This is a genomic window from Chitinophaga sp. XS-30 (assembly GCF_008086345.1).
Lineage (GTDB): Bacteria > Bacteroidota > Bacteroidia > Chitinophagales > Chitinophagaceae > Chitinophaga.
Genome location: NZ_CP043006.1, coordinates 3,715,656 through 3,735,161, shown reverse-complemented (window position 1 = coordinate 3,735,161; position 19,506 = coordinate 3,715,656). Strand labels below are relative to the sequence as shown.

Below are 19,506 nucleotides of genomic sequence, written 5' to 3'. Positions count from 1 at the left end.
TAAACTTGAAAGATGAAATATCATTTATCCACAATACTGATCCTGACCGGCATGCTGCTCACACAGAATGGATGTAAAAAGTCATTCCTGGACAGGCAATTGGGAACATTGCTGTCCGAAGAGCAGGTGTTCACCTCCTATCCCAACACGGAAAGGTTCATCAACGGTTGCTATGCCTGGCTGCCGGGAGGCTTCAACCGGATAGGCGGCGCCATGCCCGATGCTGCCACGGACGATGCGGAACACACGGCCGAGAATGCCGACATTCAGCGTTTCAACAATGGCGGCTGGAATCCCTCTACCAACCCGGATGACCAATGGGCCTTTTGTTACGAAGGTATCCGCAGAGCGAATCTCTTCATAGCGAATGCCGACCGGGTGAACCTCGATGCCCTGAGACTGGACCCCGCCAATCAGACCGAATATCAGAACAGGCTGAACGATATCGTACGATGGAAAGCCGAAGCCGCTTTCATCAGAGCATACTGTTACTTTGAACTGGTGAAAAGATACGGCGGCGTGCCTTTGATCACCCGCGTGCTTTCGCTGGACGACAACCTGGCCGATATCCCGAGGAATACGCTGGACGAATGCATGCAGTTCATCTCCACGGAATGCGACCAGGCGGCGGCAACACTGAACCTTTTCCCCGGACGGGTGGCCAACGATGCCAATGCATCCGGCAGGGCTACCAGGGGCGCCGCAATGGCCCTGAAAAGCCGTGCGCTCCTCTATGCAGCAAGCCCGCTGTACCTCCAGCCGGATGACCTCACCGGCAACAAACCAACAGATGAAAACAAATGGAACGCAGCAGCGGACGCGGCAAAAGCAGTGATCGACCTGGAACCCTACTATTCCCTTGTGGGCAGCTATACCAGTCTTTATAACAGCATCGCCAACACGGAACTGATACTGGCCCGGCGATACGCCGCCGCCAATGACTTCGAACGGGCGAACTATCCCGTGGGATACGACCAGGGACAAAGCGGCACAACACCTTCCCAGAACCTGGTAGACGCCTACGAGATGAAAGACGGCACGGCATTTAACTGGGACAATCCCGCCCATGCCGCCGCACCCTTTACCAACCGCGATAACCGGCTGGCGCAAACCATCCTCCTGAATAACGCCAGCTGGAAAGGGCGTCCCGTTGAAGCCTGGGCAGGCGGACGGGACGGGCGCGGTGTGGAGAACGCTACAAAAACCGGGCATTACCTGCGCAAACATGTAGCGGAAGATGTAAACCTCGTTACCAATACCACAAAAGTGCATGCCTGGCCGTTATTCCGCCTCGCCGAGATATACCTCAACTATGCGGAAGCACTGAACGAATCACAGCCCGGCCATACCGATATTCTCCTCTATCTGAACAAAGTGCGGGAAAGGTCCGGCCAGCCGCCCATCGATGCCGGGCCGGGGCAGGACGAGATACGCCGCAGGATCCACAATGAAAGGCGCATTGAGCTGGCTTTCGAGGACCACCGCTTCTGGGACGTCCGCCGCTGGAAGGATGGCATGACTTACTTTGCCGCACCCCTGCGCGGCCTGCAGATCACCCGCACGGATGCCGGCACATTCACTTACACCCCGGTTGTCGTTGAAAACAGGGTGTACTCGCCCAGGATGAACCTCTTCCCCATTCCACGGCAGGAATTGCTCAAATCAAACGGCTGGCAGCAAAATGCCGGCTGGTAACCAGTATCGGTCTGAAAACCAAATCTGATCCATGAAAAGAAACATATTGCTCGTCATCAGTTTATTGATCTCCCTGTTCGCACAGGCCTCGCTGCCTTTGCAGGACCTGGAGATATGGACGCCCAGGGTGCATAATCCCGCTTTTGCAGAACCGGGCGGTGAATTCATCGTAGAGCTGAAAGGTACGGCAGGCCTCTCCGCCAAAGGATGGAAAGCCAGTGTAAAGAACGATCTAAAGACCTGGGACTGCAGGATAAAAAAGGCCGCACCCGGCCGCATCCATCACGGGACCGAAGACGGCTGGCTGCTGACGGTAACCCTGCCCGCCGGTATTCCGCCGGAATTAATGACACTGGAAATCAGCCATAGCGCCGGCAAAAAAACCGTATCAGCAAGATCCGTACACATCGTACCGGATTTTGAGCAGGATTTTTATATCCTCCACCAGTCAGACCAGCATATTGCGGAAGACCACGCAGTAGAGCCGGGAGGAAAGTCCAGCAAACGATGGGGCGTTGGCAGCAGGGAAGCCTTGCAATGGATGACCCCGGTGGTGAATCTCATCAACCCAAGATTTATCATGGAAACAGGAGATAACATGCACCTGTATTTCGAGTTCGATTACTGGTGCGGGATGGATACCGCCAAACGCAGAGTGCAACGATTCTTCGAGGGGCTATCCGGCCTCACCGTTCCCCTGGTGATCAGCACCGGCAACCACGATATCGGCTGGCATAATTACATCCTCGTGGATGAATGGCGTAAGCTGTACACCTCGGAACTGGTGGGGCAGCGCGCTTTTTCCTTCAAAATGGGGTCGTTCTATGTGCTCAATACGGAATGGACAGTGCCGGAAACCTGGCTGGACTGGGCGAAAGCGGACTATGCAAAAGCAAAATCAGATCCCGCCATTAAATTCCGCCTGCAAATGACCCATTTCTACGACGGCCCAAACGCTTCCCCAACCGTAACACCGGTGGGCGACAGCAACGACCTGGTGCTTGTAGGCCATAATCATCGAACCAGAACTTTGCAGACAAGCCCCTATTACGTGCTGTCCGTTGGCACCGCCCAGGACCACCAGCGGGCCGCATTCTACAATTTTCAGCGCAACGCCGGAGGATGGACCTGCCCGCAGGTGAAAACACATGCGGATGGCATCAATGCCCATCACCTGGTAGGCGATAACGGTGCGCCCAAAGTTTCCGCCAGCTACGCGAACCCGAATAACGGCGGGCATACCGCCAATACGGTCAATATCAACAATGCGCTTCCGCACGACTTCTACGATGGCAGGATCAGGTTCCTGCTGAAACACGGGGAATACGCGGTCAACGGCGGCACCATCCTCTCGCAATACGATTACAATAACGGCAGGAATACCGCCGTGCTGGTGAAAGTAAATATCAAAAACAGCAGCGGGACAACCGTTAGCGTTCAACCCAAATAGTAACAGATGAATAAATATATCACCATCGTTTTGCTGACCGGCGCACTCCTTGCCGCCAGCCCGTATCAGGACAAAAAGGCCACATTTACGATCGCTTTCGGCTCCTGCAATAAAACCACGCTGCCGCAACCGCTATGGCCAAGGATCATCGGAGACGAACCGGACCTCTGGATATGGCTGGGCGACAATATCTATGGCGACTCGGATGACACCGCCGTTTTGAGGGCCAAATACAACGCGCAACTCACGCAGGAAGGATACAAAGCGCTGGTATCAAAAGTACCGGTCATCGGCACATGGGACGATCACGATTATGGTAAAAATGATGGCAACAAGACTTTTGCCATCAAAAAAGAAAGCCAGCAACTGGCGCTGGACTTCCTGGGAGAACCGCAGCACAGCCCGCGCCGCAAACAGGAAGGTATCTACGCCGCCTATGAATACAAGATCGGCAAAAAGCTGCTGAAAGTGATCCTGCTGGATGTGCGTTATCATCAGGACCCGATAACGCGGGAACGCAAAGGATACATCCCCCACCCCACGGCGGATATCCTCGGCGCGCAACAATGGGCATGGCTGGAAGCGCAGTTGAAAAACAGCAAAGCTGATGCCCATATCATCGGATCAGGCCTGCAATTCATCCCCAATGAGCACCGGACGGAAATGTGGGCCAATTTCCCCGCTTCGCTTCAGCGATTTTATGACCTGCTGGTGTCTACCAGTGCAAAAGGGGTGATGCTGATCTCCGGTGACCGCCACATTGGCGAGTTTACCAAAAAAGAAATACCCGGCATGCAATATCCTTTATATGAATTCACCGCCAGCGGTATGACGCACGCCTCCGTCAATGATACGCTCAACGTCAACAGCCGTCGTATCGGCAATCTTGTCACCAAAAAACACTACGGCCTGTTCAGGTTCCGTGACCGTGGAAAAACCCTAGAAGTGGAAGCCAGTCTGAAGGGAGAGCAGGGCGAAACATTCACAACTGAAATAATACGCTTAAGAAATTGAAATGTTAATCTATCCTTTAACTGAAAATCAAATCATCAAAAATGAAAAAAATGATCACCCCCTTCAGCGTAATGCTTGCCATTATCGCAACACTCGCTTCCTGCGCCAAAAAAGCAGAAAACCCGAAAGCGGAAGCGCTGTTGACCCCGGAAACAACGCTGGTGACGAACACCGCGCTCAATTCCCTGTCTTTTATTGACAACGATGCCGTCTGGATGGACGTGGATGGCAATGAGATAAAAGCACAAGGCGGCTGGATACTGGAAGAAGACGGTACCTATCATTGGTTTGGGCCGCAGTTCGGTAATTCAGGCGATTACAAGTTCTACGCCATCAATCACTACACATCCGATGACCTGCAAAACTGGACAAAGCAGTCCCCCGCCATTGCACCCGGCATGTCTGGTGTGCCGATGAACGCCAACAGCTGGGTTGGCCGCCCCTGGGTGCTGAAAAACCCGAACCACAACAACTATGTGATGGGGCTGGAATGGGGAAGCAGCGGTGTGGCCGGCGTCCGCAACCAGTATATTTTCTTCACCGCCACCTCCATCAACGGACCATGGACCTACCACGCTGACAAGCGCATACAGAAAATGGCGGATATCAACGGTACGCTGTATTCGCTTGGCGATATGGGCGTTTACAGCGAGGGAAATGATGCCTGGATCATGTACACTTTCGACAAACCGCAGGCCAACTATTCGCAGGCTGTCATAAAACTGGATGATGATTTCATGACCCCGCTCTCCCATTCCGTAACCGGCGCCTATACGGAATTCACCGGTCAGGGATGGCAGGCCGGCGTGCAGGAAGCAGCGGCAATATTCAAGCGCGGCAGCACTTATTACTATTTCACTTCTCTCTGCAATGGCTGGAACTCCAGCGCCACCCGTTACAGGACTGCCAGCAGCATGCTAGGCCCCTGGACGGCCAATGCCATCGTGCCTACCAGCCCGTCTTCTTCCAATTCTTTCAACACACAGCATGATTTCATCCTGCCCGTTACCGGCACCGCAGGCACTACATTCATTTATTGCGGCGACCGCTGGAGCAACTATACCGGCTCCGGCACAGGAAGATACGGTTGGTATCCGCTGACCTTCGACGGATCAGGCGTGCCCACGATCAATGCTCCATCCTTGTCTGCCAACGGCGGCGACTGGGTATTGAACCTGGAAACGGGAGAATGGAGCGTACCCTCCGCGAACCTTCTGCTGAATCCTGGTTTTGAAAGTGATTTTTCCAACTGGACCTATAGCGGCAATGCCAGCATTGCCACCGCAACGGCAGAAGTGCACTCCGGCACAAAGGCCGTCAAATCATGGAGCGCGTCCGCCTATACAACAAGCCTGCAGAATGCCTCGGCTACCAATTGCGCAGCCGGCAACTATACTGCCAGCGTATGGTCCAGGGGCAGCGGAGCATTCAGCCAGCGGGAACTGCAGGTGTATATCAACAATGTATTGACAAGAGACACCACCTTATCCGCCAGCACAAACTGGACGCAGTATTCGATCAGCAACATAACGGTACCCGCAGGCGCCGACGTGAAGATCGGCATTGCATTGACCGCCGGTGCAAGCGCCTGGACGCAGTTCGATGACTTCGAGCTGGTGAAACAATAACGGCCGGAAATCCATTGAGAAACAGATTGACATTTCCAGTAAAGCGGGCCACCCTCAAAAGTAATGGCACCTGATTCCTGCTCAGGTGGTCTGACAAAGAGAGGTGGCCCGCTTTTGTGCAATTCCTCCGTTATTACCGGTAATACGTTCATTTACCGTATTTTTGCATCCGTTTATGGTGAAGATCGACAATATATCACTACCGGATTTTCCGCTGTTGCTGGCGCCCATGGAGGATGTCAGCGATCCGCCGTTCCGTGTGGTATGCAAAGAGAACGGTGCCGATCTTATGTACACCGAGTTCATTTCCAGCGAAGGCCTGATCCGCGATGCGATCAAATGCCGGAGGAAACTGGACATCTTCGATGAAGAGCGGCCGGTGGGCATACAGATCTTTGGCGGTGATGAGGAACGTATGGGCATGGCCGCGAAGATCGTGGATGTGACCAATCCGGAGCTGCTGGACATCAATTTCGGCTGCCCCGTTAAAGGGATCGTAGCCAAAGGCGCCGGTTCCGGCGTATTGAAAAATATCCCGCTGATGGTCCGCCTCACGGAAGCCTGTGTGAGGTCCACTTCCCTTCCCGTTACCGTTAAAACCCGGCTGGGTTGGGACGATGACACCAAAAATATTGAAGAGGTGGCCGAACGGCTGCAGGACGTTGGCGTGAAAGCCCTCACCATCCATGGCCGCACCCGCTGCCAGATGTACAAAGGCGAAGCGGACTGGTCCCTCATCGCTAAAGTGAAGAACAATCCCCGCATCCGCATCCCCGTTTTCGGGAACGGCGATATTGACAGCCCGCAAAAAGCGCTCGAATACAGGAACCGTTATGGAGTGGACGGCATCATGATCGGCCGGGCTGCCATCGGTTATCCCTGGATCTTCCGCGAGATACGCCATTTCCTCAACACCGGGGAACAGCTGGCAGCGCCAACAGTAGCAGAAAGAGTAACGGTCTGCAAAAGGCAGCTGCGGAAATCACTGCAATGGAAAGGCCCGGTAGCCGGTATCTACGCCATGCGCCGTCATTACCTGACCTACCTGAAAGGCCTCCCGGGCATCAGGGAATTCCGCAACCGCCTGGTAACACTCAACACTCCGGAGGAAATAGAAGCTGTACTGGACGAGGTGCTGCGTACCTACGAAGGTTTCGAGATGGAGCACACTCCTATCCACCTGGTCAATTACCACGAGAACTGCCCCCTGTAATCACATCAATACACATACTCCGGCGGCACAATGCCCTTCAAACGCAGGTGCATCGTAGCCTGTCCGCGATGATGCGTGATATGGTCCAGCGTGGCGTAAAACCCGGCTATTTCATTTTCTTCCATCTTCAGCCCTTCAAGCGTCAGGCGAAGGGCGGCATAAGCTTTCCGTAGTTCCTTTGTCAACGTTTTTTTGTCTTCAGGAGATGGCTGCGGCGCCCAGGCCGTCTCTTTCATCAGCATATAATTGGCTTCCCACCATCCGATACCGTAAGCGATGTGATGCATCAGTTCACCGAAGTTCCATACACCGGCTGCCGGCCTGAATCCATATTCTTTTTCGGGCATTGCTTCCGCTACGGAAAGCGTGTACTGTTCCGACTGCTCCAGTCGTTCCATGAATTGCTGTTTCATAAATCTGTAATTTTTATGAAACAAAGCTATTCTGCCGGCGGCACAGGGGATTAAGAAATCTTGCTCATTTTGATGTACTGCAATGGCGGCATTTTATACCGGCGGCGGAAGGCTGCATGGAAGTATTCCATACTGTTGAATCCGGAGGAATAGGCAATGTCCGACAAAGGCAATGCGGTGCTTTGCAGCAACATGGCGGCGTGCTGCAGCCGCAGGGATAACAGGAACTGATGCGGACTGCTGCCGGTAAAGGTCTTGAAGATGCGGCTGAAATGAAAAGGGCTTACAAGACTGTGCGCGGCTATGGCCTTCAGAGAAATATCAGCGGAAAAATGCTGCATCATATATGCTTTGGCCCTCTCCATGGTGACAAGGTGATTCCGTTTCAGCCGGGCGTGTATCCTGGCGTCCGGCTGGTAATCTGTAATGTCCAGCAATACCCTGGAGACCATATCCAGCACCAGCTGATCGATCTGCAAACGGCTACCGGTGCGGGAAGCCACCAGCTCCAGGATATAAAAATGCAGGAATTCAGTTTCCGCGTTCGTGCGGATAAGCGTGGAATGCAGGTCGTTACTGGAAAAAAACCTGGTTTTGCCATACTGTTCCCTGACCTGTTGCAACATTTCGTCAGAAAATTCAAAGATGGTGCATTCATCAGGCACTTCGTGTACATGCGTTACCGTGCGCTCATATTCCGGTTTGGTGATAAGAATGCAGCCGGTATAGGAATCCAGCGCATTCCGGAAAACGTTGAACACAAAATTGCCCTTCCGCACAAAACTGATCGAAAAGGCTTCGCTGTATTCCGGCCTGGATGTGCGGCAGTCCACACAGCGGCACCTGAAATCCAGTATGCGGTAAAGGTCGGAAACGTACAGCGTATGAATATCCGCGTCCATACTATTCGCAATCTTTCCGGTTATAGGGAGATGGCTCGAATCTCAGCTGCTCATTTGCTTCGGGGTAAACCGGCACGCCCTTGTCATCGAAATTATCCGCCTGCGCCTCATATACCTGATCTCCCATCAGTTTGAATATCACCGGTCTCACACTGTTCATGCCTTCGCTCTGGTAGCTGTAACTGGCCCGGAGAATATTGTCCTGCAGCACACCGGTAAGGGTACCGCTGCTTTTATCCTTTTCATGAAAGTCATAATCCAGCTGGCCAGCCACCTGTTCGTCATTGATCACCAGCTGCAACCGGAAGGTATCCCGCCCCACCGCTTTGAGGTAGCAGGCCGTGCCTGAGGCCAGGGCCGCTTCTGCCGGCAGGGAATCATTCACAGCCTCTTTTTTGCCGGAGCCTCCGTTACAGGCGGCCGCAATAACGGAAAAGGTCAGGATCGTGGCGATTGCATTTTTCATATATCGATGTTTTAACATGATGTATAAAACTACGCAAAAAAAAGTTTCAAGGGACGATCGCACTACTGACATAAGGTTGTCAAACCCCGGTTGTTCCTTTGTATCAACAAAAAAAATTACGATAATGGCAACTATTCCTGCACTCCTGAAAGAAATGGAGCAAGAAGCACAAACAACCCGTAAAATGCTGTCCCGCGTTCCTGAAGACAAGTACGACTGGCGCCCGCACCCCAGGAGTATGGATCTCCGTACACTGGCCACGCACGTTGCGGAACTCCCCACCTGGGTACCGATGGTGGTCAATACAGATGAGCTGGACTTCGCAACCAGTCCATATCAGCCTGTACGGATCAACAATTCCAGCGAGTTACTGGCATACTTCGAAAAATCACTGGAAGACGGCCTTAATGGCTTGGCTACGGCTGATGAAGCAAAATTCGGCGACACCTGGACGCTTCGCTCAGGCAACGAAATATATTCCGCTACGCCGAAATCGGAGATGATCAGGACCACCTATTGCCAGATCGTGCATCACCGGGCACAGCTGGGGGTGTACCTGCGCCTGCTGGATATCCCGATCCCCGGTAGTTACGGGCCGAGCGCAGACGAACAGTAAAACCCCGTCAAGACAGGTTAATGCATGCAGATTCTGACCGTAGATGGTGCATAGTGGCGATAACCCACGGTGCGCTATCTGCGGTTCATCCATTTTTCGTTGATATAAAATGTACCGAACGGCACGATGGAGGCCCCCAGGGCGATCAGCATCTTTTTCACAGACCAGTCCAGCGCGATCTTCACTTCGATGACCAGTATCACATATAGTACGAACAACACCCCATGAGCCATACCCACCTGTTTGTTCAACCAGGGCTCTTCCGCGAAGTATTTCAGCGGCATGGCGATAAAAAGTAATACCAGGAAGGAAATACCTTCCAGCAAGGCTATGAATTTAAGGCGTTTTACAGCAGCCGGTGTTTTCTTTTCCATTTTGCAATACTACAGCAGATTCAGATGATGGAATATGATCCAGATCAGGAGATGACACAGAAAATCCTGTCATTTGCCGGGAGGAGCCGTATTTTCTCCTTTAAAGGCTGTTTTAATGGACGTCCAGATACCTGCAATACTCAAAAACAGCAAGGCAGACCCTGCAAAGGAAAAATACCGTTCAAAGCCGGCCAGTCTCGTTTGGGAAATGATCGCTGCAGGATCGGGATCAAAAACATACCAGCAAAGAAAAATTCCCGCAGGGATATTTGAACCAGCCAGGAAGACTGTAGCAAACGAACCGAGATCCGATCGATCACATCGTTTTTGCCGGAATACGATGATCAGAAAAAAAAGCAAAGTGAAGAAAAAAGCGGATACCGCGGAAATTTTGTTCAGGTCATACATGTTAACAAAAAATGGATGATTAGTAAAAAGAATAAAATAATTACTGCAATACGGTTAACGCCCGGCAAACTTCTCCTTTCCGGTAGCATATCCGAGGTATGCGCCAGCTGCAAAGGCAACAATACATAAAGCCTCTCCAACAACTTTTACCAGTATGGGACCGCTTATCATATTTGCAATCAGCGGCAATACGAACCCACCGGTCAATGAGGCTGCACCGGCGCCGGCGGAGAAAGCCAGAGACATCACGGAGAAGGTCTTGTACTCTTCTGTTTTTCCGCGGCTGCCGGTTGCTTTGCCGGACCTTACTTTTACTGCGGAAGCATTTTGAACGATTGAAATATCTGACATACAACACAGATTTATTTACATCGAAACTACAGCTATCTTTCTGGTTCAAAAAATTTTACACATCGCTTTTGACGGGAAATATCTCGTTATTTCGAACATTCCGCAGCCGCAATTAATTTTTTCAGCTGATCTCACCATGTAACAAAAAGGTGCCTGGTTTCTCCCGGCCTACCATACCCCGTTCTCATCATCGATAGCCCTGCGCCTGCAACTGAAATAATTCAGCATAACGGCCTCCAAGCGCCAACAACTCATCATGGCTGCCGATCTCTTTCAGTTCGCCCTGCTCCAGCACAAGAATACGATCAGCCATTCTCACCGTAGAAAAACGATGCGATATCAACACCGCGGATTTCCCTTTTGTAAGGTCGGCAAAACGCAGGAAAACTTCATACTCCGCCCGCGCATCCAGCGCTGCAGTAGGTTCATCCAGTATCAGCAACTGTGCATTTTTCATATAGGCCCTCGCCAGTGCGATCTTCTGCCATTCACCGCCGGACAGTTCCACGCCCTGATGGAAACGGCGGCCAAGCATCTGCCCATATTTCCCGGGCAACCGCTGCGCCAGTTCATCGGCCATGCTTTTACGCGCAGCGCCGGCGATCATGGCTTCATTATCCAACTCACCGATATTGCCGACGGCGATATTTTGCGATACCGTCATCTGGTAACGCTGAAAATCCTGGAAGATCACGCCTACCTGCGTGCGAAGTTCTGCAAGATCATATTCCCGCAGATCATGCCCGTCCAGTAAAATGCGGCCCTCCACAGGATCGTACAGGCGGGCCAGCAGTTTTACCAATGTCGTTTTACCGGCGCCGTTCTCTCCCACCAGCGCCAGTTTTTCACCGGCATGCAATGTGAAATTCAGATGACGGTTCGCCCATCGTTCTGCATTCAGATATTTAAACCCTACATTCTCAAATACAAATCCTTCGCGGATTGGTCGTGGGAAAGGCCTTGCCTGCTCCGGCTGTACAATGCGCGGTTGTATCTCGAAGAACTCGAACAGGTCCCGCAAGTAGATCGCCCCCTGTGTTACACTGGTGAAACGGATCAGCACGCCTTCCAGCACGCCTCTCAACTGCCGGAAAGACCCGCCCAGGAAAGCAAGGTCCCCTATGCTCAGGTTCCCGCGCACCGTATCAAGAATGATAAAAACATAGGCAGTGTAATACCCTACTCCTCCGATGACGGCAAAAAATACCGCCCAGGAATGGTATCGTACGGACAAACGTTTCTTGTCGTGGTAAAATTTGTCGGACAACTTCCTGAACCGCCCCACCAGGTAATCCGACAGGTTGAATATCTTCACCTCCTTCACGGTTTCATCGCTGGCGCCGATATAGCGGATGTAGTCCAGCTCCCGGCGGTCGGAGGTCTGCCCCCATGCCAGCGCGTAGAACTTGTCATTAAACCAGGTCTCCGAAAAAAATGCCGGCAAAACAGATACCAGCAGCAGCAGTATCAGCCAGGGACTGAAAGCAAGCAACCCCGCGGCAAGAAAACCCATCGTGATCAGGTCCTGCACCTGGCCAAGCACTTGCGACAATAATACCGTACGCCCCTGGGTCTGCTGGCGGGCGCGTTCAAGCTTGTCGTAAAAAGTGGAATCCTCAAACTGGTCGAGGTCCAGCATCGCCGCATGCTGCATGATACGCACAGAAGTATAGTTGGCCACCTGCTCTCCCAACAACCCGTCAGCCAGCGTGATCATACGGCTCAGTGCGCTGGTGATAACCACCAGTCCGAATTCCAGCCCGACTAGCTCCCATAGATACCGGTAACTCTGGTCACCGGACAACTGGGTCATGCGCACCACTTCATCGAGGATCAGTTTACCGGTATATAACATCGCCAGCGGCATGGCGGACTGGATAGCGCGAAGCAAAGCGTTCCCGGCCGTAAGCCAGGGACTGGTCTGCCAGACCAGGCGGAAAAAGGCCGGCAGATTCCGTAGCGCCGCCATTCTTTCTTTAAAGCTCACATCCGGTTCTCCCGGTTTCCTGTTAGGTCTTCTCATGATTAAAAAGATAATCAAATTTCGGGATTGCGGGAAAGGATTTGTAAGCCGTCTTCCGGCCAAGGCTTTTCCCACCTCCGAAATCATACAAATTATATGTATGTTTGACGGAAGTGCAACTGGCCAGCACCGGCGTCTCCTTCCTCAATGGCGGGAACGTTGGCATCGGCACCACCACGCCCCAGGCCAAACTCGCCGTCAATGGCGATATCTTTGCCAAAAAAAGGTCAAAGTTACCCAGTCAGGCTGGCCCGATTATGTATTTCATGAAGATTACAAGCTCCCTGCCCTGAAGGACCTGGCTGCCTTCATCCGGAAAAACAAACACCTGCCGGGCATACCTTCGGCGGACGAAGTAAGCAGAAATGGCATCGACCTTGGGGAAGTCAATAAAGAGCAGGTAAAAAAGATCGAAGAGCTTACCCTGTACATCATGGAACAAGATGATAAATACATGAAACTGGAAAAGCGGCTGGAATTGATGGAGACGAAGCTGGGCAACATGGAAAAAGCCCAACATTAATTCCACGGGGAAGGGATCGTTGCGGCGTCTTGCCCCGCAACGCCCCCCCATTCGGTCAACATCCACGGCTACAAGGTTTATGGAATACCCGGACTGCTAAACCCCAGGCTCTTTAACCCCCGCTGCACTTCCGGGCACTTCATGAACAGTTCCCAAAACAATCCGCTGCGATAGTTCTCTATCATTACAATGATGGGCCCCTGATCGATGGCAAGGAAAGAACCGGCATACCATCCCTCCTTTGGTGAAAAGGCATCCACAAAGCCGTATTCCTTCCAAAGTTTGTCTCCCCGCTTATAATAAAAGTAATGCAATGCCTGCATGGATTCGGCTGGTGTATAGGGGAAGGATGACAAGGCCGCCGTGGGCGCGATTACGCCGCGATCATTCGTGGGCGAACTGGCTGTGTAGCCATTCGGTATATCACTCGCTGTCAGCCCCCAGCACCGCTCGCTGTAGCCATTGTTTTTGGGGTTAGCCCTGCAATACTGGTAGTTGATGAGCGCGTGATTCTTTTGCTGGCTGAAGTAGTCAGCATAAGCATCCTTCAAACCATTCGGATCAATGCCCAGGAAAGAGTAGTGCGCAAAGAACAGTGGGCCACCGTATGCAGGGCCCAGCGGTAGCTGGATGCCGTGATAGGTGTTATTGTTCCGCATGGCTCCGTTACGGGCCCAGCCATTGTGATACACGCCTGCCGGTATGGGATAAGTGTTGGAAGACGCGGCCAGCACGTAGGTGATCAGGCATTCATTCCAGCCGCGGACAGGATGGTTCATTTCCCATCCATAATCCGGGCTCCAGTGCCAGTAAAGCACTTCTTCAGCGTTCTTTCGGAACCAGCTCCATTCCACGGCATTCCATAATGCGTCAATATCTTTCCGCAGCGTGGTTTCCCCTTCATCCGCGCCATTGAAGTACTGGCGCGCACACAACAGGCCTTGCAGCAGGTATGATGTTTCCACGAGATCAGCACCATTGTCTTTTGCGCTGAAGGCAACGGCAGCGCCAGTGGCTCCGTTCAGCCAATGAGGGAAAGCACCGTGGAATGTCTGCGCCTCATTCCTGAGGAAGCTGGTGATCCGCTGCAAGCGGGAAAGACCTTCTGCCCGCGTGATGAAATTGCGGTGTATGCCGGTGATGATAGCCATGATGCCAAAGCCGGAACCACCGGAAGTCACCACATCACCCGATGTATTCCGCTCCCGCGCCAGGCCACTGACGGGGTGTCCAAAATCCCAGAAGTAACGGAAGGTCTGTTGCTGCACTTTCGTCAATAATGCCTCATCGCTGATACGCGGAAATTTGTCCAGTGAATCTGCAGGTATGACCTGCCCGGGCGGCGGCGGGGAGAGTGCGGGGGATTGCTGCGAGGCGCTGGCACAACCTGTTTGAAAAGCAATCCCTGCACATAGGATTATCCATATTTTTTTCACGATCATTTCATATTAAGCAGGACCGGGGCGCCATCAAAGGGCCATCCGGTCCTGCGGATGTTATACTTTCAATATCCGCTGTTTTGCATCAGCTTGTAATCGCTGGCATAAATTTCATCCTGGGGCACCGGGAATACCTCATGCTTGCCGTCCACAAAAGCCTTGCCATGCGCTCTCATGACTTCTCCGGCGCGTCCCTGGCGAACGAGGTCATAGAAGCGGTCATGCTCCATCGCCAGTTCCACACGGCGTTCTTTCCAGATAGCGCTGCGCAGATCTGTTTGTGAAGCCGCCGGTGTATTGGCCAATCCGGCGCGGTTCCGCACTGCGTTTAAAGAAAACTGTGCTTTTGAAGCCTGCCCGAGTTCATTGGCAGCCTCCGCATTCATCAGGTACACTTCGCCCATGCGCAGTATCCGCACATTCTTGTTGGCGGTGCTGGTGGTATTGCCATAGGTTTCCTGCGTTCTGCTGACATATGCCTTGTAGTTGTAACGGGGATTGGCGGCGTTGATGATGATTACGCCATCGAACAGGGTATCCCCGATGCTCATGATGGTGGCTTTTCGCCGCACATCGCCATTTTCATAGGCGTTGTAGAGGTCTTCACTGACAGAATTGAAGCCCCAGCCGGTGAACACCTGCGCCCCTGCATTAAAAGTCCCGCCCCGGATGCCCTGCACCTGGGAATATTGCTGCACGGCAGCAAAAGGTGCAGTACCCTTGCTTTGTATCTCAAATAGTGACTCGGCGTTGTTCTCGCCTACCTCCCGCCATATGGTCGCATAATCAGGAACCAGCGCATACGCGCCGTAAGTACCATCGATGATATCATCCGTGAGCAGCAACACCTGGTCCCATTTCTGCTGGTACATGCTGACCTTGGCCAATAATGCAGCGGCAGCCCCTTTTGTGGCGCGCCCGAGGTCCGCAGCGTCATACGCTTCTTTACCAGGCAGCAGGCTCAATGCCAGGTTAAGATCGGACTCGATAAATGCATACACATCCGCCACAGGCCGACGGCTGTTGATCTTCTCCAGGTCAGCCGGGTTTTCAGCATTTACAACCGTATCTACGATCGGCACGTCACCGAACGACCGGACCATATTGAAATAATAAAAAGCGCGCAGGAACAAGGCCTCCCCTCTCAACCTGCTTTTCAGGGCATCCGTGATCTGGAATTTCGGCACATTGGCCAATGCCTGGTTGCAGCGGGAAATGCCCTGCGAATTACTGCGCCATAAAGAGCGGAAAGATGGTGTAGTGGACGAGTAGGTAAGATTATCAAGCTGATCTTTATCGGTTCCCAGATCGCCGGGGGCACTGCCTTTGTCCGCATCATCCGAAGTGATGCTGGTAACACCCACCCAGGCAAAACCAGACTGGTCCCAGGTCAGCAATTGGGTATAACAGGCGTTAACGAACTTGACGGCGTTCGCCGGATCGATGAACGTGCTGTCTGTTGCCGTAAACTCGCCCGGTACAGCCGGATTGAGCCAGCTTTTGCTGCATGCGCTGATCGTTAGCGCAGCAGCGATGCCTATAATGATAGTGGATATATTGATCCCGTTTTTCATAAAGTTCCGTTTTTAGAATGAAGCATTGATACCAAACATGTACGTAGTGGAAACCGGGTAGATACCCAATTCTATACCTGAGTGGATACCGTTATTGCTCCCGGAAAGGCCCGGCAGCTCGGGAGTAAACCCGCTGAACTGTTTAAATATCACCGGGTTTTGTGTTGAGGCGAATATCCTCAGCGAGGTGATCCCGATATTCCAGTTGCGGGACGGAATATTGTACCCTGTCGTGATATTGTTGATCCGGAAGAAATCTCCTGATTCCACATAATAAGTGGATGGTTTGGGAATAGTATTGGATGCACGGGGCACAGTGGCATTGATGTTATCAGGCGTCCATCTCCCCTCTGCCCGGGCAAGTTCTATGTTGTCATTACCGATGCGGACCGCTTTTTTGCCGTTGTATATTTTGTTGCCGTAATTACCATAGCAATCGATGCTGAGATCCAGGTTCTTCCAGGTGAAGCCTGCATTCAACCCGAAATAGGTTTTCGGCTGGTAAGACCCCACAAATACCCGGTCGAGGTCAGTGATCATACCATCCTTGTTTACATCAGTGTAAATGAAATCGCCCGGTTTACTGCCGGTTATTTTGGCTGCGGTTGCGTCTACTTCCTCCTGCGTTTTAAAGATGCCCGCCACTTCATACACCCAGAAGCTGCCTATTTCGCGGCCGGGTACGGTATAGGTCACAATTTCTCCATTGCTAAGGCTCCCTCCTCTCAACTGCAAAGCCCCTTTTACATTTTCCACATTGTTCCTGTTGAAAGTAATATTGAAACCGGCAAAATAGCTAAAGTGCCCATTCACCTTGTCCTTCCAGTTCAGATTTAGTTCAACGCCCTTGTTGCTTACATCCGCAGCCCTGGAATATACCGAGTTGTCATTATCACCTGCCAGCGCCACGAGGGTCACCGGGATGTACACATTCGATACCTTGTTGTAATAGGTGGCTTCTACTGACAGTCTTCGCCGCAGCACGCTGAATTCCAGCCCTGCATCCACTCCTTTTGTTTCCTCCCAGGACACCTGGGCATCCCTCAACTGGTTGATGGTAATACCCGGAACGATATCGTAACCGCCGCCGCCAAACCAGTAATTGCCGGCCTGCGATACGGGATTGACGTTGGAAAGAGAACCACCCGGCACCCTGTCGTTACCCAGTTTCCCATAACCAACCCTCAGCCGGAGCTCATCAAATATGCGCTGATCTGCCATGAACCGCTCCTGCGAAATTACCCATGAAGCGCCTGCTGAATAAAAAGTCCCCCATTTGTTATTCGCCGGAAAATTGCTGGAACCATCGCGCCGCAACACCCCGCTGAAGTTGTAGCGTTTGTCAAACGTATAGGTCAGCCTTCCGTACAAGCTGGCCCGGTTTACCAATGATCCCCGATTGACCGGAATTTCCAGCGAGCCGGGATCAGCATAAGCCAGGTACCAGAGGTTAGAAGCTGCTGGCACATTATCACCGGTTGCTCTCAATTGAAACCCTTTGGTACGCTCGGCAGAATATCCGGCCGTGGCGATCACTTCATGGATGTTGCTGAATGTGCGATTGTAAGTGGCATTATTATCCAGGTTGTAGTAAAATGAGTTCCCGTTTTCTACGGACAGGGAAGACAATCTGTCATCATTTGTATGGACGGGCGTATAGGCATAGCTGTAATTGAGTATATCGTAATTATTCCTGTTGAAGCTGAAGCTGCTTCTCAGGGAAAGGTGCTCAACCGGCCTGATGATCGTGTACACGTCCCCCTGCAGTCTGGTGCCTTTGTTGGTATTGTCAACCAGTTCATTTGCCTTGACGGGGTTTCCCACACTCAGGCCTACCAGCAACCCATAATCGCCATCCGGAAATCTCACCGGCGTGGTCGGAGCATTCCGGTAGGCATCATTGAACGGGTTGGGCTTGTCATTAGACCGGGTAATGCTGAAATTGATATTATGGCCAAATTCAAGAAAAGGCGCTATTTTATAACTATTGTTCAGGCGGAAATTTACTCTTTCAAAGTTCTCGTTCCTTACGATCCCCTCATCGTTAAAATATCCCGTACTGAAATAGTAGCTGGTCTTCTCCGTACCGCCGCTCAACGAAAGACTGTAATTCTGGATCATCCCGTTACGGGTGGCCTCGTCAAACCAATCGGTGTTATACTGCAATGTATCCAGACCGAACATCGGGGGCTGGTTGTCATATCCTCTTGCTTCATTAGTATATTGCGCATAGGTCTGCGCATCAGCCATCTTTACTTTCGAGGTCATTGACTTCAATCCAACATAAGAATTAAAATCGATTTTCATTTTACCCAACCGGCCCTTTTTAGTGGTGATCAGCACAACGCCGTTGGCCGCTCTCGATCCATAGATGGCTTGTGACGCAGCATCTTTCAATACTTCGATAGACTCGATGTCTGCATTATTGATCCCTGTGATATTGTCTGTTATCACGCCATCCACTACGTACACCGGGTTGGCATCACCGGAAACGGTATTGGTGCCTCTTATCCTCACCTGGGGCTGGCTGCCCGGGGCGCCGGATGATATTACCTGGATGCCGGACGCCTTGCCCTGCAAACCTTGCGCAGCCGTCAATACCGGCTGCCGGGCCAGCTCTTTCCCGTCGATCTTTGCTACGGAGCCCACAACCTGGCTTCTGCGCAGGGTTCCGTAACCGACTACGACCACCTGCTCCAGCTGGGTATTGGAAGCCGTCAGCGTTACATGGATCGTCGTTTGCTCCCCTACCGCGATCTCCCGCGAAGCAAAGCCCAGGGAAGAAAGCATGAGCACCGCGTCTTCCGGTACGATCAGGTCAAAATTGCCATCACCATCCGTAACGGTGCCGTTTGTTGTACCTTTTATACGTATGGCTACACCGGGAACAGGTACACCGGATTCATCCGTAACGCGGCCTTTCACCCTTTTGTCCTGAAAAATGCTGTTCGCCTGTTTCAACACCACCAGGTTGTTCTCTACCACTTCGTAAGCAAGAGAGGTATTCTCCAACAACCTGTTCAGCACGGTCAACACTTCCTCATCCACCGCCGAGACGCTGACTTTAGGGGAAGATTCCAGCAAGCTTTGATTGTACAGGAAGCGGTAACTGCTTTTCTTTTCAATGGCGGCCAGCACCTTTTTGATGTCTGCCGATTTTATATGCATGGTTACCCGGGACTGGGAATGCACTGCCGCCGTAACATGTAAAAGGCCGGCCAAAAGAAGGATACCAGTCAATTTCATAACGAGCACTAGCTTTAATAGATAAGGTTTTCCGGGGGAACCGGAAAAAATCCTGCTTTTTTTCATACTTTAAGCGTTGAAAAGGTTTAATAATTGGTAGAGCAACTTTGCAAGGGTTGTCGCATACCGCAGACTTTTTCAGCATACGGGGTCCCGCTGTAACGGGACTCC

17 protein-coding genes are annotated in these 19,506 nt (G+C 52.1%); 7 read left to right on the top strand and 10 right to left on the bottom strand.

What is annotated here, in order from left to right:
* Positions 1–12: 12 nt before the first annotated feature.
* From FW415_RS15290 to dusB, 5 genes are all read left to right on the top strand, one after another.
* On the top strand, positions 13–1,695 hold the full coding sequence (locus tag FW415_RS15290; RefSeq protein ID WP_148386604.1) for a RagB/SusD family nutrient uptake outer membrane protein: 1,683 nt from the start codon (positions 13–15) through the stop codon (positions 1,693–1,695).
* Positions 1,696–1,726: 31 nt separating this feature from the next.
* Complete coding sequence (locus tag FW415_RS15285) at positions 1,727–3,145, top strand: metallophosphoesterase (RefSeq protein ID WP_148386602.1); 1,419 nt, start codon at positions 1,727–1,729, stop codon at positions 3,143–3,145.
* 6 nt (positions 3,146–3,151) lie between these two features.
* Positions 3,152–4,159: an alkaline phosphatase D family protein gene (locus FW415_RS15280; RefSeq protein ID WP_148386600.1), complete on the top strand. Its 1,008-nt coding sequence runs from the start codon at positions 3,152–3,154 to the stop codon at positions 4,157–4,159.
* A 41-nt stretch (positions 4,160–4,200) separates the two neighbouring features.
* Positions 4,201–5,787 carry a family 43 glycosylhydrolase gene (locus tag FW415_RS15275; protein ID WP_148386598.1) on the top strand — a complete coding sequence of 529 codons (1,587 nt, stop codon included), beginning with the start codon at positions 4,201–4,203 and terminating at the stop codon, positions 5,785–5,787.
* A 175-nt stretch (positions 5,788–5,962) separates the two neighbouring features.
* Positions 5,963–7,000: a tRNA dihydrouridine synthase DusB gene (dusB, locus tag FW415_RS15270; RefSeq protein ID WP_148386595.1), complete on the top strand. Its 1,038-nt coding sequence runs from the start codon at positions 5,963–5,965 to the stop codon at positions 6,998–7,000.
* A 5-nt stretch (positions 7,001–7,005) separates the two neighbouring features.
* Here dusB and FW415_RS15265 read toward each other — a convergent pair whose 3' ends face one another.
* The 3 genes from FW415_RS15265 to FW415_RS15255 are packed head-to-tail and all read right to left on the bottom strand — an operon-like array spanning position 7,006 to position 8,781.
* The gene (locus FW415_RS15265; protein WP_148386593.1) at positions 7,006–7,413 is read right to left on the bottom strand and encodes a DinB family protein; all 408 of its coding nucleotides are present in this window, start codon (positions 7,411–7,413) and stop codon (positions 7,006–7,008) included.
* Between the two features lie 50 nt (positions 7,414–7,463).
* Entirely contained in the window at positions 7,464–8,315 is an 852-nt protein-coding gene (locus FW415_RS15260; RefSeq protein WP_148386591.1) for a helix-turn-helix domain-containing protein, read from the bottom strand.
* Position 8,316: 1 nt separating this feature from the next.
* Complete coding sequence (locus FW415_RS15255; protein ID WP_148386588.1) at positions 8,317–8,781, bottom strand: hypothetical protein; 465 nt, start codon at positions 8,779–8,781, stop codon at positions 8,317–8,319.
* A 124-nt stretch (positions 8,782–8,905) separates the two neighbouring features.
* On the opposite strand from FW415_RS15255, the gene FW415_RS15250 reads away from it, so the two are divergent.
* On the top strand, positions 8,906–9,397 hold the full coding sequence (locus tag FW415_RS15250) for a DinB family protein (protein WP_148386585.1): 492 nt from the start codon (positions 8,906–8,908) through the stop codon (positions 9,395–9,397).
* 74 nt (positions 9,398–9,471) lie between these two features.
* On the opposite strand, the gene FW415_RS15245 is transcribed toward FW415_RS15250, so the two are convergent.
* The 4 genes from FW415_RS15245 to FW415_RS15230 all read right to left on the bottom strand — a co-directional run bounded on the left by FW415_RS15245 (position 9,472) and on the right by FW415_RS15230 (position 12,553).
* Positions 9,472–9,771, bottom strand: coding sequence for a DUF3817 domain-containing protein (locus FW415_RS15245; protein ID WP_148386583.1), 300 nt, complete (start codon positions 9,769–9,771; stop codon positions 9,472–9,474).
* Between the two features lie 69 nt (positions 9,772–9,840).
* Positions 9,841–10,179, bottom strand: coding sequence for a hypothetical protein (locus tag FW415_RS15240; RefSeq protein WP_148386580.1), 339 nt, complete (start codon positions 10,177–10,179; stop codon positions 9,841–9,843).
* Positions 10,180–10,233: 54 nt separating this feature from the next.
* Positions 10,234–10,530 carry a hypothetical protein gene (locus tag FW415_RS15235; RefSeq protein ID WP_148386577.1) on the bottom strand — a complete coding sequence of 99 codons (297 nt, stop codon included), beginning with the start codon at positions 10,528–10,530 and terminating at the stop codon, positions 10,234–10,236.
* A 187-nt stretch (positions 10,531–10,717) separates the two neighbouring features.
* Entirely contained in the window at positions 10,718–12,553 is a 1,836-nt protein-coding gene (locus FW415_RS15230) for an ABC transporter ATP-binding protein (protein ID WP_148386575.1), read from the bottom strand.
* A 100-nt stretch (positions 12,554–12,653) separates the two neighbouring features.
* Between FW415_RS15230 and FW415_RS15225 the strand changes: the two genes are divergently transcribed.
* Entirely contained in the window at positions 12,654–13,076 is a 423-nt protein-coding gene (locus tag FW415_RS15225; protein WP_148386573.1) for a hypothetical protein, read from the top strand.
* Between the two features lie 77 nt (positions 13,077–13,153).
* On the opposite strand, the gene FW415_RS15220 is transcribed toward FW415_RS15225, so the two are convergent.
* The 3 genes from FW415_RS15220 to FW415_RS15210 all read right to left on the bottom strand — a co-directional run bounded on the left by FW415_RS15220 (position 13,154) and on the right by FW415_RS15210 (position 19,335).
* Positions 13,154–14,512, bottom strand: coding sequence for a glucoamylase family protein (locus tag FW415_RS15220; RefSeq protein WP_246858757.1), 1,359 nt, complete (start codon positions 14,510–14,512; stop codon positions 13,154–13,156).
* A gap of 68 nt (positions 14,513–14,580) precedes the next feature.
* Complete coding sequence (locus FW415_RS15215; protein ID WP_148386568.1) at positions 14,581–16,089, bottom strand: RagB/SusD family nutrient uptake outer membrane protein; 1,509 nt, start codon at positions 16,087–16,089, stop codon at positions 14,581–14,583.
* 12 nt (positions 16,090–16,101) lie between these two features.
* Positions 16,102–19,335, bottom strand: coding sequence for a TonB-dependent receptor (locus FW415_RS15210; protein ID WP_210420704.1), 3,234 nt, complete (start codon positions 19,333–19,335; stop codon positions 16,102–16,104).
* Positions 19,336–19,506: the final 171 nt, after the last annotated feature.

Bases quoted from the DNA above. Each gene is read 5' to 3' on its own strand.
- FW415_RS15210 (WP_210420704.1), bottom strand. From the start codon at position 19,335: ATGAAATTGACTGGTATCCTTCTTTTGGCCGGCCTTTTACATGTTACG.
- FW415_RS15225 (WP_148386573.1), top strand. From the start codon at position 12,654: ATGTTTGACGGAAGTGCAACTGGCCAGCACCGGCGTCTCCTTCCTCAA.
- FW415_RS15275 (WP_148386598.1), top strand. From the start codon at position 4,201: ATGAAAAAAATGATCACCCCCTTCAGCGTAATGCTTGCCATTATCGCA.
- FW415_RS15235 (WP_148386577.1), bottom strand. From the start codon at position 10,530: ATGTCAGATATTTCAATCGTTCAAAATGCTTCCGCAGTAAAAGTAAGG.
- FW415_RS15285 (WP_148386602.1), top strand. From the start codon at position 1,727: ATGAAAAGAAACATATTGCTCGTCATCAGTTTATTGATCTCCCTGTTC.
- FW415_RS15260 (WP_148386591.1), bottom strand. From the start codon at position 8,315: ATGGACGCGGATATTCATACGCTGTACGTTTCCGACCTTTACCGCATA.
- FW415_RS15265 (WP_148386593.1), bottom strand. From the start codon at position 7,413: ATGAAACAGCAATTCATGGAACGACTGGAGCAGTCGGAACAGTACACG.
- FW415_RS15240 (WP_148386580.1), bottom strand. From the start codon at position 10,179: ATGTATGACCTGAACAAAATTTCCGCGGTATCCGCTTTTTTCTTCACT.
- FW415_RS15215 (WP_148386568.1), bottom strand. From the start codon at position 16,089: ATGAAAAACGGGATCAATATATCCACTATCATTATAGGCATCGCTGCT.
- FW415_RS15230 (WP_148386575.1), bottom strand. From the start codon at position 12,553: ATGAGAAGACCTAACAGGAAACCGGGAGAACCGGATGTGAGCTTTAAA.
- FW415_RS15255 (WP_148386588.1), bottom strand. From the start codon at position 8,781: ATGAAAAATGCAATCGCCACGATCCTGACCTTTTCCGTTATTGCGGCC.
- FW415_RS15245 (WP_148386583.1), bottom strand. From the start codon at position 9,771: ATGGAAAAGAAAACACCGGCTGCTGTAAAACGCCTTAAATTCATAGCC.
- FW415_RS15250 (WP_148386585.1), top strand. From the start codon at position 8,906: ATGGCAACTATTCCTGCACTCCTGAAAGAAATGGAGCAAGAAGCACAA.
- dusB (WP_148386595.1), top strand. From the start codon at position 5,963: ATGGTGAAGATCGACAATATATCACTACCGGATTTTCCGCTGTTGCTG.
- FW415_RS15280 (WP_148386600.1), top strand. From the start codon at position 3,152: ATGAATAAATATATCACCATCGTTTTGCTGACCGGCGCACTCCTTGCC.
- FW415_RS15290 (WP_148386604.1), top strand. From the start codon at position 13: ATGAAATATCATTTATCCACAATACTGATCCTGACCGGCATGCTGCTC.